The sequence below is a fragment of the Burkholderia sp. LS-044 genome, from assembly GCF_004803625.1.
Lineage (GTDB): Bacteria > Pseudomonadota > Gammaproteobacteria > Burkholderiales > Burkholderiaceae > Burkholderia > Burkholderia cepacia.
The window spans coordinates 461,374-473,178 of the sequence record NZ_SSWO01000005.1 but is presented as its reverse complement, the minus strand read 5'-3'; the positions used below and the strand labels follow the sequence as shown (position 1 = coordinate 473,178).

12 protein-coding genes are annotated in these 11,805 nt (G+C 66.8%); 8 read left to right on the top strand and 4 right to left on the bottom strand.

Annotated features, from left to right (window positions below; all coding sequences use genetic code 11):
• Positions 1-19: 19 nt before the first annotated feature.
• Positions 20-685, bottom strand: a complete 666-nt coding sequence (locus tag E9536_RS16470; protein ID WP_136470184.1) for an O-methyltransferase — start codon at positions 683-685, stop codon at positions 20-22.
• Positions 686-733: 48 nt separating this feature from the next.
• On the opposite strand from E9536_RS16470, the gene E9536_RS16465 reads away from it, so the two are divergent.
• The 3 genes from E9536_RS16465 to E9536_RS16455 all read left to right on the top strand — a co-directional run bounded on the left by E9536_RS16465 (position 734) and on the right by E9536_RS16455 (position 4,174).
• Complete coding sequence (locus E9536_RS16465) at positions 734-1,411, top strand: TetR family transcriptional regulator (protein ID WP_059699780.1); 678 nt, start codon at positions 734-736, stop codon at positions 1,409-1,411.
• A gap of 555 nt (positions 1,412-1,966) precedes the next feature.
• On the top strand, positions 1,967-3,355 hold the full coding sequence (locus E9536_RS16460) for an NCS2 family permease (protein ID WP_021156467.1): 1,389 nt from the start codon (positions 1,967-1,969) through the stop codon (positions 3,353-3,355).
• 216 nt (positions 3,356-3,571) lie between these two features.
• On the top strand, positions 3,572-4,174 hold the full coding sequence (locus tag E9536_RS16455; RefSeq protein WP_136470183.1) for a hypothetical protein: 603 nt from the start codon (positions 3,572-3,574) through the stop codon (positions 4,172-4,174).
• On the opposite strand, the gene E9536_RS16450 is transcribed toward E9536_RS16455, so the two are convergent.
• Entirely contained in the window at positions 4,161-4,562 is a 402-nt protein-coding gene (locus E9536_RS16450) for a CopD family protein (protein ID WP_027790419.1), read from the bottom strand. The two genes, E9536_RS16455 and E9536_RS16450, sit on opposite strands and share 14 nt — an antisense overlap.
• Positions 4,559-4,867 (bottom strand): DUF3817 domain-containing protein, encoded by a 309-nt coding sequence (locus tag E9536_RS16445; protein WP_027790418.1) that lies wholly within the window; start codon positions 4,865-4,867, stop codon positions 4,559-4,561. The genes E9536_RS16450 and E9536_RS16445 overlap by 4 nt, the downstream gene beginning before the upstream one ends.
• 106 nt (positions 4,868-4,973) lie before the next feature.
• On the opposite strand from E9536_RS16445, the gene E9536_RS16440 reads away from it, so the two are divergent.
• The 4 genes from E9536_RS16440 (at position 4,974) to E9536_RS16425 (ending at position 9,258) form a co-directional block, all read left to right on the top strand.
• Positions 4,974-5,921, top strand: coding sequence for a helix-turn-helix domain-containing protein (locus E9536_RS16440; protein WP_136470182.1), 948 nt, complete (start codon positions 4,974-4,976; stop codon positions 5,919-5,921).
• A gap of 67 nt (positions 5,922-5,988) precedes the next feature.
• Positions 5,989-6,909, top strand: a complete 921-nt coding sequence (locus E9536_RS16435; RefSeq protein WP_168799534.1) for a LysR substrate-binding domain-containing protein — start codon at positions 5,989-5,991, stop codon at positions 6,907-6,909.
• A 226-nt stretch (positions 6,910-7,135) separates the two neighbouring features.
• Positions 7,136-7,918, top strand: coding sequence for an ABC transporter substrate-binding protein (locus E9536_RS16430; protein WP_027790415.1), 783 nt, complete (start codon positions 7,136-7,138; stop codon positions 7,916-7,918).
• Between the two features lie 224 nt (positions 7,919-8,142).
• Complete coding sequence (locus E9536_RS16425; RefSeq protein ID WP_136470181.1) at positions 8,143-9,258, top strand: succinylglutamate desuccinylase/aspartoacylase family protein; 1,116 nt, start codon at positions 8,143-8,145, stop codon at positions 9,256-9,258.
• 150 nt (positions 9,259-9,408) lie between these two features.
• Here the strand turns inward: E9536_RS16425 and E9536_RS16420 are convergent, their stop codons facing one another.
• Entirely contained in the window at positions 9,409-10,215 is an 807-nt protein-coding gene (locus E9536_RS16420) for a MetQ/NlpA family lipoprotein (protein WP_027790413.1), read from the bottom strand.
• 308 nt (positions 10,216-10,523) lie between these two features.
• Between E9536_RS16420 and E9536_RS16415 the strand changes: the two genes are divergently transcribed.
• Positions 10,524-11,681 (top strand): porin, encoded by a 1,158-nt coding sequence (locus E9536_RS16415; protein WP_027790412.1) that lies wholly within the window; start codon positions 10,524-10,526, stop codon positions 11,679-11,681.
• The last annotated feature ends 124 nt before the right edge of the window (positions 11,682-11,805 follow it).

Below are 11,805 nucleotides of genomic sequence, written 5' to 3'. Positions count from 1 at the left end.
ACACCCGCGTTACGCCCGTTCAGCGTATCCGCATCGACAATTCGACATCGCCGCCGAACGGCACCGACAGATAGCCGTTTTCCGGCGCGCGCACGTACGCGAGGTAGTCGGGGCTGTATTCCGCGTTGTCGGCCACGACGAACGCCCCCGCGCCGAGGTGAGGTTCGACCCGCGCCAGGATCTCCGGATACAGCCCCTTCGCGCCGTCGAGCAGCAACAGGTCGACCGAATCCGGAAGATCGGCGGCCAGCGTGCGCAGCGCATCGCCTTCGCGAATCTCCACGAGATCGGCGAGCCCGGCCGCCGTCAGGTTCGCCCTCGCGCGCGCGACCTTCGACGGTTCGAACTCGCTCGTGATCAGCCGGCCACCGCCGTTGTCACGCAGCGCGGCCGCGAGATGCAGCGTCGAAATGCCGAACGACGTGCCGAACTCGACGATCGCTCGCGCGCCGCGGCTGCGCGCGAGCATGTACAGCAGCGTGCCCGTCTCGCGCGACACGGGAAGCGGATAGTCCTTCAGGCGCGCATACAGATCGGTGTAGTCCGTCTTGCTGCGCATCAGCCGCGCCTGCTCGTCGCGCGACAGGTCGGCGAAGGCCGGGCTCGTCGCGGGCGACGCCGCCTCGGCTTCGTCGAACAGGCGCGCGAGCAGCGACGCCAGCGGGTCGTGAATCAGGGTGGTCATGCGGATCTCCGGTGTCAGGTTGAGTGCGTCAGTGCGCCCGACTAGAATATGACGAACTATTCAGGTTTTACTATTCGCATTGGCCAACCGCCCATGACCGACCGCCGAAACGCCCCGATTGCCACGCGCAAGCTGCCTCGGCAGGCGCGCTCGACCCGTCTCGTCGAAGACGTCCTCCAGGCTGCTGTTCAGGTTTTGGCGACCGAAGGCGCGCAGCGCTTCACGATGGCGCGCGTCGCCGAGCGCGCCGGCGTGAGCGTCGGCTCGCTGTATCAGTACTTCCCGAACAAGGCGTCGGTGCTGTTCCGGCTGCAGCACGACGAATGGCGGCAGACGTCGGACATGCTGTGCCAGATACTGCAGGACACGCAGAAGACGCCGCCCGAGCGACTGCGCACGGCCGTCCATGCGTTCATTCAGTCGGAATGCGACGAGGCAAGCATGCGCATCGCGCTCGACGATGCCGCACCGCTTTATCGCGATGCCCCCGAAGCGCAGGAAGTGAAAGCCGAAGGCAACCGGGTCTTCAACGCGTTCATGCGCGAAGCGTTGCCCGGCGTGCCCGACACCACGCATGCGCTCGCCTGCGAGCTGGTCATGACGACGCTCACGTCGGGCGGCAAGGCGTTCTCCGAAACCGCGCGCACACCGGCGGAAATCGACGCCTATTCGACCGCGATGGCCGACATGTTCTGCGCGTACCTCGCGCATCTCGCAAGCGCCTGACGCGATCGGCGTGACCGAAGCGACGAGGGCCGGAACGCGCGAGCGCAAGCCGCGTGCGGCACCGGTATCATCCGGGTGCCGCTTGTACACGGCCGCGCACCGCGTCTCGCGCTGCCGTTTTCATGCGCGTGCACCGCCTCGATGAAAGATATTCGTAAGATTCAATGCCTCACCCGCTCCCGCCCTGCCCGTCGACCCTGCATTCAAATAGTCGCCTTAACGGATTCGAACTAGGCGTATACACGCGTGTCGTCGCGACGGAGCCCGGTTGCACGCCGATATAAGCGCTGCGACATGCGCTGCATGCACTTCCCCCGATGGGACGTGATGGGCCGCTCGCCTAACCTTCGCTACGGCAAAGCACACGTGACGGGGTCGACCACACCACGCGTCGTCCGACGCGACACCCTCGCGATCGTTTCGATTCGCACGTAACGACACGCATCACGCGTCATTCGTCCCCACGACGTTGCCGACAAATCCCAACTAGATACGAGACACCCTGACGACGGTTCGCTACGGGCCGTTTCAGCATGCTGATAAAGGAGCAAGCTCATGAGTGATACCCCGGTGCAGCCGACGGTCGACGTCGGCGCGGCAGAATCTGACTTTGGCACCCAGGGAGTCATCGACCGGTACTTCGGCATTTCGTCGCGCGGCAGCACGCAACGCACCGAGATCGTCGCCGGCGTCACCACCTTCCTCGCGATGGTCTATTCCGTGTTCGTCGTGCCCGGCATGTTCGGCAAGGCCGGCTTCGACACGAGCGCGGTGTTCGTCGCGGTCTGCCTCACGACCGCGTTCGGCTCGCTGCTGATGGGCCTGTGGGCGAAGCTGCCGATCGCGATCGGCTGCGCGATCTCGCTGACCGCGTTCACCGCGTTCGGCCTCGTGCTCGGCAAGGGGCTGCATCCGACGGTCGCGCTCGGCGCCGTGTTCCTGATGGGCCTCGTGTTCACCGGCATCTCGGTGACCGGCGTGCGCTCGTGGATCCTGCGCAACCTGCCCGCGGGCGTCGCGCACGGCACCGGGATCGGCATCGGCCTGTTCCTGCTGCTGATCGCGTCGAACGACGTCGGCCTCGTGATCAAGAACCCGGGCGCCGGCCTGCCGGTCTCGCTCGGCCAGATCACCGCCCTCCCGGTGATCATGTCCGTCGTCGGCCTCGCCGCGATCTTCGGCCTCGAGAAGCGTCGCGTGCCGGGCGGCATCCTGCTCGTCGTGATCGCGATCTCGATCTTCGGGCTGATCTTCGATCCCGCCGTGAAGTACCACGGCGTCTTCGCGCTGCCGTCGCTGAGCGCACCGGGCCATGCATCGCTGATCGGCGCGATGGACATCAAGGGCGCGCTGTCGATGGCCGTGCTGCCGAGCGTGCTGGCGCTGGTGATGACCGCCGTGTTCGACGCGACCGGCACGATCCGTGCGGTCGCGGGCCAGGCCGGCCAGCTCGACGAGAACGGCCGCATCATCAACGGCGGCCGCGCGCTGACCGCCGATTCGATCAGCTCGATCTTCTCCGGTTTCCTCGGCGGCGCGCCGGCGGCGGCCTACATCGAGTCGAGCGTCGGCGTGGCCGCCGGCGCGAAGACGGGCCTCGCGGCCGCCGTGGTCGGCCTGCTGTTCCTCGTCGTGATGTTCTTCTCGCCGCTCGCGGGCCTCGTGCCGTCGTACGCCACCGCACCCGCGCTGATGTACGTCGGCCTGCTGATGCTCGGCAGCGTGAGCAAGCTGCACATGGACGACATGGTCGACGCGATGTCGGGCCTCGTGTGCGCGGTGTTCATCGTGCTGACCGCGAACATCGTGACGGGCATCATGCTCGGCTTCTCGACGCTCGTGATCGGCCGCATCGCCAGCGGCGAATTCCGCAAGCTGAACGTCGGCACCGTGCTCATCGCGGCCGTGCTCGTCACGTTCTATCTCGGCGGCTGGGCGATCTGACCGCGAAACCTGCGCGACGTCGCCTGCAGAAGGGCGGCGCGCATCGGGACGACATCGTCTCCTCCACCATCGTCGTTGATGGTCTCCAGGCCTGGGAACGCAAGTTTCCGGGCTTTTTTTGTGCGTGCAGTGCAGCACGATGCGCGTCGCGGAAACGGCGCGACGCAAATTCGCGCCCGGTGCTACGATCGCGCTTTGCCCCCTTCAGGAGCCGCGATGAACGCGCTCGGCATCGTCTCCGAATCGAGCACCCGGACCTCGGCGCGCAAGCCGCCGTTCATCCCGTCGTTCGGGTTCCACGAAGTGCATGAATCGCAGCCGATCGACGCGCCGCCCGCGCGCATCATCGACGCCGTCGCGTCGCTCGACATGCGCGCCGATCCCGTCATCGACGCACTGCTCGTGGTGCGCGAATTCCCGGCCGCCGTCGCCGGTGCGCTCCGCAACGGGCCGGCCCGCCCCGAACACGCGCGCTTCGGCTTCGACTCGTTCACGCTGCTCCACCGCGACGACACGTCGCTGTCGCTCGGCCTCGTCGGCCGCTTCTGGCGTCCCACGCCCGACGTTCGAACGATCGCCGACGCAACGGCCTTCGTGCGGCACGACGACCCGCGCGATGCGAAGCTGGTGCTCCGCTTCGAGGTCGTCGGGCTCGCATCGGGCGCGCACATGCTGCGCACGGAAACGTTCATCCACTGCCCGAGCGAGCGCACGCGCTGGCTGCTCACGCCGTACTGGCTCGCGATCCGGCTGGGAAGCGGCTGGATCCGGCGCCGTACGCTGGCGGCGGTCGAAACGGCACTCGTCAGAACGGCTTGATCACGACCAGCCCGACGACGATCGCCGTCGCGGCCACGACCGCGCCCGCCGCCTGCCCGAGCCACGGTGTCGGCACGACGACGAGATCGTCGCGCTCCATGCGCCGCAGCGTGCCGGCCAGCATGCCGTGCAGCGCCGACAGCGCGACGACGATCGCAAGCTTCACCGACAGCCACGCCGCGCCGAACCAGTGACCGCTCAGCGCGATCGCGATCCCCGTGATCCAGACGATCGCGAGTGCAGGCGCCGTCACCGTGCGATCCCAGCGCCGCACCGCACGATGCACGGCGAGGTTCGCGATCCGGACACCGACGGACAGCATCAGCAGCCCGCCGACGAACGTGACGACGGCCGCCACGTGCACGGTCTTCATCATCAGGTAGATCATCGCGCGTGCCTCCGGCGCGCGATCCATCCCGCGCTCGCCAGCCCCGCGAACGGCACGACGGCCGACAGCACGAGCCGCGCGACGTCGCCCCTGCTCCACAGCCCGCTCGATGCGGTGCCGACGACCGCCCACACGTACATCGCGAACGCGATGCCGTGGACCGGCCCCATGATCGATACCGCGACCGGGTAGCCGGCCAGATGCTTGAGCGGCACGGCGACGCACACCAGCACGACGAGCGTGGTCGCCTCCAGCAACGACAGGTACTGCAGGTTCCGCAACGCATTGCGATCGTCTTGTTTCATCGGCGGGCTCCAGGTTGATCCGCCGCGATTGTCGCGCGTGGTGCGGGTTCGAGCCATTGGCTAGAATGACATCTTTCAACGGATTCCGGCCACGGCCGCGAACGCCATGCACACGGTCGCCGTTCTCGCCTTGCCCGATGTCGTCCCGTTCGACCTGGGCGTCGCCTGCGACACGTTCGCGCGCGTGCGGTCGCCCGACGTCGCGCCGGCCTACCACGTGCGGGTGTGCAGCGAGCAGCCGCGCGTCACCGGCGACCTGTTCGAGCTGCGCCCGCCGTTTCGGCTCGACGCGCTGGCCGGCGCCGATACGATCATGGTCCCCGGCACGTCCGAGCCGCTCGCGCCCACGTCGCCCCGCGTGCTCGCCGCGTTGCGCGCGGCTGCCGCGCGCGGTTGCCGGATCGCGTCGATCTGCAGCGGCGCGTTCGTGCTCGCGGAAGCCGGGTTGCTCGACGGCCTGCGCGCGACGACGCACTGGCTCGCGGCCGCCGAACTCGCACGCCGCTATCCGGACGTCGACGTCGATCCGAACGTGCTGTTCGTCGACAACGGGCGCATCCTGACGTCGGCCGGCGCGGCGGCCGGTCTCGACCTGTGCCTGCACATGATCCAGGCCGACTACGGTGCGGCGGTTGCCGTCGACGCCGCACGCAGCGCGGTGGCGCCGCGCGTGCGCGAAGGCGGGCAGGCGCAGTTCATCGCGCCGGAATGGCCGGCCGGCGGCGACGGGCTGCACGACCTGATGGACTGGCTCCAGGCGAACCTGCGCAAGCCGCTCACGCTCGACGAGATGGCCCGCAAGGCATCGACGAGCGTGCGCACGCTGACGCGGCGCTTCCAGGAACAGACCGGCACGTCGCCGCGGCAATGGCTGCAGACCGCACGCGTCAGGCACGCGCAGCAGTTGCTGGAGGTGACGGCGCTGTCGATCGAGCATGTCGCGACGGAAGCCGGATTCGGTTCGGTCACCGCGTTTCGCGAGCGGTTCGCGCGCATCGTCGGCACGTCGCCGCAGCGTTATCGCCAGACGTTCCGCGCACGCGCCGGCGCGTGACGTTCGTCAGGATCACTACCTGAAGCATCCAGCCGCCGCCCCCTTTCGCGCCAACCGGACCCGATCGATGACCCGCATCCGCAATCCCCTGAACATCGCGCAGCTCCAGCCGTTCGTCTCCGCCGCGCATCACAAGAGCCTGCGCGCCGCGGCGCGCGAACTCGGCGTCACGCAGCCCGCGATCACGCATACGATCCGCGAGCTCGAAACGGCGCTCAACGCGGAGTTGCTCGCGCGCAGCGTCCGCGGCGTCGAGCTGACCGCGTGCGGCCATGCGCTGCTGCCGCGCGCCGAGCAACTGCTCGGCGATATCCGCCGCACGGTCGAGGCCGTCGAACAGGTGAAGGGCGAGATGTCCGGCCGCGTCGCGGTCGGCACGATGCCGTCGATCGCGCTGACGGCGCTGCCGCGCGCGGTGACGGCATTCCGCCGGTCGATGCCGGACGTGAGCCTGCATCTCGAGGAAGTGACGGTGCCCGACGCGCTCGCGCAGTTGCGCAACGGCACGCTCGACATCGCTGCGATGCACCACGTGCCCGCGCTCGATCGCGATTTCACGCAGCTGCCGCTGCTGTCGACCGAATTCACCGTCGTGATGCGCGAAGGCCACCCGCTCGCGCACGCGCGCCGGTTAGAGGAATTGCTCGATGCCGAATGGATCGTCACCGTCGGCGCCGAGCAGTTTCCGCACAGCGTGATGGTCGGGATGTTCCAGGCGCACGGGCTGCCGCTGCCGAAGCGGCTCTTGCGCTCGCCGATGTCGTTCGCGGTGACGCTCGGGCTCGTCGCGCGCTCGGACGTGATCGGCTGCTTCACGCGCCCGCTCGCCGCGACGGTCGCGCCGCTCGGCATCCGTACGGCCGAACTCGACGAGCGCATGCCGCGCTTCGACCTGTCGATCATCGCGCGGCGCGACCTGCTGCCCACGCCCGCCGTCACGCAATTCGTCACGTGCCTGCAGCGTGCGGTCAACGAAACGCTCGGCTGAATCGTTCCTGTGTCTGAAACGGCGGCGCACGCAACGCGCCGCCGCCGGGCCCGGTATCGGGGCTTGTCCTAGGCGCCCTGCCGGTATTTTGTCTTGATAATCTTGCGCACGTCGCGCGCCCGCATCGGGTGGGCGAAACGGACAGCCTGACGCGAAGCCGCGGCGGGCCGAAGGCTTACGGCGCGGCACAACCGCGCACCCATCGAACAAAACGAGGAGTCACCTGGTGAAAAAGATTCTTGCGGCTGTGACCGTTGCCCTGCTCGCCGTATCGGCCGGCAGCGCGTATGCGAAGGACTGGTCGACCGTGCGGTTCGGCGTCGACGCAAGCTACCCGCCTTTCGAATCGAAAGGCGCTGACGGCAAGGTTGTGGGTTTCGACGTCGATCTCGGCAACGAAATCTGCCGCCGCATGAACGCGAAGTGCGTGTGGATCGAAAACGACTTCGACGGGATGATCCCGGCACTGAAGGCCCGCAAGTTCGACGGCGTGCTGTCGTCGATGTCGATGACGCCGGCGCGTCAGGAACAGATCGCCTTCTCGGCGAAGCTGTTCAACACGCCGACGCGCCTCGTCACGAAGAAGGGTGCCGGCCTGATGCCGACGGCCGAATCGCTGAAGGGCAAGTCGGTCGGCGTCGAGCAGGGCACGATCCAGGAAACCTACGCGAAGACGTACTGGGCCCCGAAGGGCGTGAACGTCGTGCCTTACCAGAACCAGGACCAGGTCTACGCCGACCTGATCTCCGGCCGTCTGGACGGCGCGCTGCAGGACGCGGTGCAGGCCGAAATCGGCTTCCTGAAGACCCCGCGCGGCGCGAACTACGACTTTGCCGGCAAGGATCTCGACGATCCGAAGACGCTCGGCGAAGGCGCCGGCATCGGCCTGCGCAAGGAAGACACCGACCTGAAGGCGAAGATCGACAGCGCGATCGCCGGCATGCGCAAGGACGGCACGTACGCGAAGATCGCGAAGAAGTACTTCGATTTCGACGTCTACGGCAAGTAATCCGCCACGCAAGCGCACGCTTCGCTTCGGCACGAACGGGCTCCGCAAGGAGCCCGTTTTTTTCGTGCACGGCGGCCGCGGCGTTATTTTTTCCGCACCAACCTGATGATTCGCAACGAAAATCGGCGCGTTCTGGCGCCGGTTTGATGGGGGCGAGGAAGGCAACGTACAATCGATCTTCCACGCACACCGGATCATTCGCGGCTGCGCCGCACTCCCCCATCATGCAAACGCAGACCCATCCGCTGATTTCCCCCGCCGTCGGTACCGAACGCCAGATCACGAGCTTTCACTACGGCCCGCGCGGCGGCAAGAAGGTCTACATCCAGTCGTCGCTGCACGCGGACGAACTGCCCGGCATGCTGGTCGCCACGCTGCTGCGCCGCAAGATCGCCGCGCTCGAAACGGCCGGCAAGCTGCGCGGCGAAGTCGTCATCGTGCCCGTACCGAACCCGATCGGCCTGTCGCAGCACGTGTTCGGCGATCACCTCGGCCGCTTCGAGCTCGGCTCGATGCAGAACTTCAACCGCAATTTCTACGATCTCGCGGCGCTCGTGCTGCCGCGCGTCGAACACCGCCTCACGCACGATGCGCAGCACAACCTCGTCGCCGTGCGCGCCGCGATGCGCGAAGCGCTCGACGAGCAGAAGCCGCGCACCGAGCTCGATTCGCAGCGCCTCGCGCTGCAGAAGCTGTCGTTCGACGCCGATATCGTGCTCGACCTGCACTGTGACAGCGATGCGGTGATGCACCTCTACACGAATCCCGATCTGTGGACCGACGTCGAGCCGCTGGCGCGCTATCTCGACGCGCAGGCGTCGCTGCTCGCGCTGAATTCGGTCGGCAATCCGTTCGATGAAATCCACAGCTTTTGCTGGTCGGATCTGCGCAGCCGTTTCGGCGACCACTTCCCGATCCCGAACGGCGCGATTTCCGTCACGGTCGAACTGCGCAGCGAACGCGACGTGTCGTACGAGTTCGCCGAAAAGGACGCGCAGGCGATCGTCGAATACCTGACCGAGCGCGGTGTCGTCGAAGGCACGCCGGCGCCGCTGCCGCCGCTCGCGCATCCGGCCACGCCGCTCGCGGGCACCGATCCGCTCGTCGCGCCCGTGTCGGGCGTGATCGTGTTCCGCACGCCGGTCGGCGTGATGATCGAGGCCGGCCAGGCCGTGGCCGACATCGTCGATCCGCTGACCGATCGTGTCGTCACGCTGAAGAGCAGCGTGTCGGGCGTGCTGTACGCACGCCAGATCGTGCGCTTCGCGACGGCCGGCATGGAAGTCGCGCGCATCGCGGGCGCGACCGCGATCCGCACGGGTTCGCTGCTGTCGGCCTGAGCGGCCGGCCCGCGCGCCGGGTCACGGCGCGTATCGGGCATCTCCCGGCGCTCACCCGCGCGCACCAACGAAATCGCCCGCTTGCGCGGGCGATTTGCTTTCCGGAATGCCCGGCGATCCATCCGGCCGGGCGAAGGCACGCGTGGGCGTTCAGAACGCCGGCACGATCGCGCCGCCGAACTTCTGGTCGATGAACTTGCGCACGTCGGCCGATTCATAGGCCGCGACGAGTTTCTTCACCCACGGCTTGTCCTTGTCCTGCGCGCGCACGGCGATCAGGTTCGCGTACGGCCCGCGCAGGTCCTCGATCGCGATCGCATCCTTCACCGGCGTGAGCCCGGCCTTGACCGCGTAGTCGGTGTTGATCGACGCGGCGTCGAGATCGGGCAGCGCGCGCGGCAGTTGGGCGGAGTCGAGTTCGACGATCTTGATCTTCTTCGGGTTCTCGGCGACGTCGAGCGGCGTCGCGTTCACGCCGTTGGTGCCGACGCCCGGCTTCAGCTTGATCACGCCGTATTTCTGCAGCAGCAGCAGCGCGCGGTTGCCGTTCGACGGATCGTTCTGGATCCCGACCTTCGCGCCCACCGGCAAATCCTTCAGCGACTTGATCTTCTTCGAATAAAAACCCATCGGCGCCGTGTAGGTGAGCCCGACGTTGACGATCTTGTAGCCGCGCTGCTTGATCTGGCTGTCGAGGAACGGCTGGTGCTGGAAGCCGTTCGCGTCCAGGTCGCCGGCATCGAGCGCCGCGTTCGGCTGCACGTAGTCGTTGAATTCGATGACCTTGATCGCGAGGCCTTCGCGTGCGGCGACCTTCGTCACCTCGGTCCAGATCTGCGCGTCGGGGCCGCTCATCGTGCCGATCTTCAGCGTTTGCGAGTCGGCGTGCGCGCCGGGCGCCGCGAATGCCAGTGCGGCTGCGAGCGCGCCGAGGCCGGTCAGGAATGAACGTCGCATGGTGTCCTCTTGTCCCGTGTCGTTTGTTGGAAGACGGATCGTGGCACGGGGCCGGAACGCCACCAACCAAGCTTATTTCATGTGCATATTCCGGGGCCGGATCGATTCTCAGCCGAATTCGGTATAACCCGCCACGGTACAACCGGGCAGAATTCAGTGTCGTATCGGCGCCACACATTCTTCATATGACAGTCGCTGTCATATTCATTACGTGGCCCCTCGATAAAGTTGCCGCCGGTCCGTGAAAGCGCCCACAGAGAGCGCCGGAACCGCAACTGGACACGCCATTTATTCGCTCGGAGAATCCTTTGAACAAGAAACTGTTGACCATCGCCGTCCTGGCAGCAACGGCCGGCACGGCGCACGCACAAAGCAGCGTGACGCTGTACGGCGTCATCGATGCCGGTATCAGCTACGTGAACCACAGCAAGACCGCCAACGGCGGCTCGGGCAAGCTGTTCAAGTATGACGACGGCGTTGCCCAGGGCAGCCGTTGGGGCCTGCGCGGCACCGAAGACCTCGGTGGCGGCCTGAAGGCGATCTTCGTGCTCGAAAACGGCTTCAACAGCGGTAACGGCACGATCGGCCAGGGCGGCGCGATCTTCGGCCGCCAGGCTTACGTCGGCCTGAGCCAGTCGCAATACGGCACGGTCACGTTCGGCCGCCAGTACTCGTTCTCGACCGACATCCTCGGCTCGAACTACTCGACGGGCGGCAACACGGTCGCGGGCAACTACGCGTACCACGTGAACGACATCGACCAGCTCACGTCGAGCCGCATCAACAACGCCGTGAAGTTCCAGAGCGCGAACTACTCGGGCTTCACGTTCGGCGCGTTGTACGGCTTCTCGAACTCGACGGACTTCGCCGGCGCACCGGCAACGACGTCGGGCACGACGACGACGGCAGGCTCGTCGCGCGCATACAGCTTCGGCCTGAACTACGCGAACGGCCCGCTGTCGGTCGGCGCAGCCTACACGGACATCCGCTTCCCGAGCCAGTCGACGCCGGCCTTCTCGACGTCGATCGCGAACCTGAGCACGGGCAACGTCCGCGACCTGCGCACCTACGGCGTGGGCGGCCGCTACGTCTGGGGCCCGGCAACGGCATGGCTGCTGTGGACGCGTACGCAGTTCTCGACCGTCTCGGGCGCGGGCGGCACGTTCTACAACGCGTATGAAGCAGGCGCGAAGTACGCGTTCACGCCGGCCCTGTCGGGTGGCCTGGGCTACACGTACACGAACGCAACGCAGAACGGCAACTCGTGGCACTGGAACCAGGTCAACGGTATCGCCGACTACGCACTCAGCAAGCGTACGGACGTGTACGGCCTGGTCGTGTACCAGCAGGCATCGGGCAAGGGCGTGCAAGCGCAGATCGGCTCGAGCACGAGCTACTTCAACACGTCGGGCACGGGTTCGAAGAACCAGATCGCCGCACGTATCGGTATCCGTCACAAGTTCTAAAGCATCCGCTTAACTCGCGGATCACGACGGCAAGAAGCGCCCCGCTCCACGCGGGGCGCTTTTTTATGGGCTTTTAAGTTTCGCTTAATTCTGGGCTGAGAGGATGCTCTCACCCCCCCTGTTG

Coding starts and splice junctions, on each gene's coding strand:
- E9536_RS16470 (WP_136470184.1), bottom strand. CDS start 685: ATGACCACCCTGATTCACGACCCGCTGGCGTCGCTGCTCGCGCGCCTG.
- E9536_RS16465 (WP_059699780.1), top strand. CDS start 734: ATGACGAACTATTCAGGTTTTACTATTCGCATTGGCCAACCGCCCATG.
- E9536_RS16460 (WP_021156467.1), top strand. CDS start 1,967: ATGAGTGATACCCCGGTGCAGCCGACGGTCGACGTCGGCGCGGCAGAA.
- E9536_RS16455 (WP_136470183.1), top strand. CDS start 3,572: ATGAACGCGCTCGGCATCGTCTCCGAATCGAGCACCCGGACCTCGGCG.
- E9536_RS16450 (WP_027790419.1), bottom strand. CDS start 4,562: ATGATCTACCTGATGATGAAGACCGTGCACGTGGCGGCCGTCGTCACG.
- E9536_RS16445 (WP_027790418.1), bottom strand. CDS start 4,867: ATGAAACAAGACGATCGCAATGCGTTGCGGAACCTGCAGTACCTGTCG.
- E9536_RS16440 (WP_136470182.1), top strand. CDS start 4,974: ATGCACACGGTCGCCGTTCTCGCCTTGCCCGATGTCGTCCCGTTCGAC.
- E9536_RS16435 (WP_168799534.1), top strand. CDS start 5,989: ATGACCCGCATCCGCAATCCCCTGAACATCGCGCAGCTCCAGCCGTTC.
- E9536_RS16425 (WP_136470181.1), top strand. CDS start 8,143: ATGCAAACGCAGACCCATCCGCTGATTTCCCCCGCCGTCGGTACCGAA.
- E9536_RS16420 (WP_027790413.1), bottom strand. CDS start 10,215: ATGCGACGTTCATTCCTGACCGGCCTCGGCGCGCTCGCAGCCGCACTG.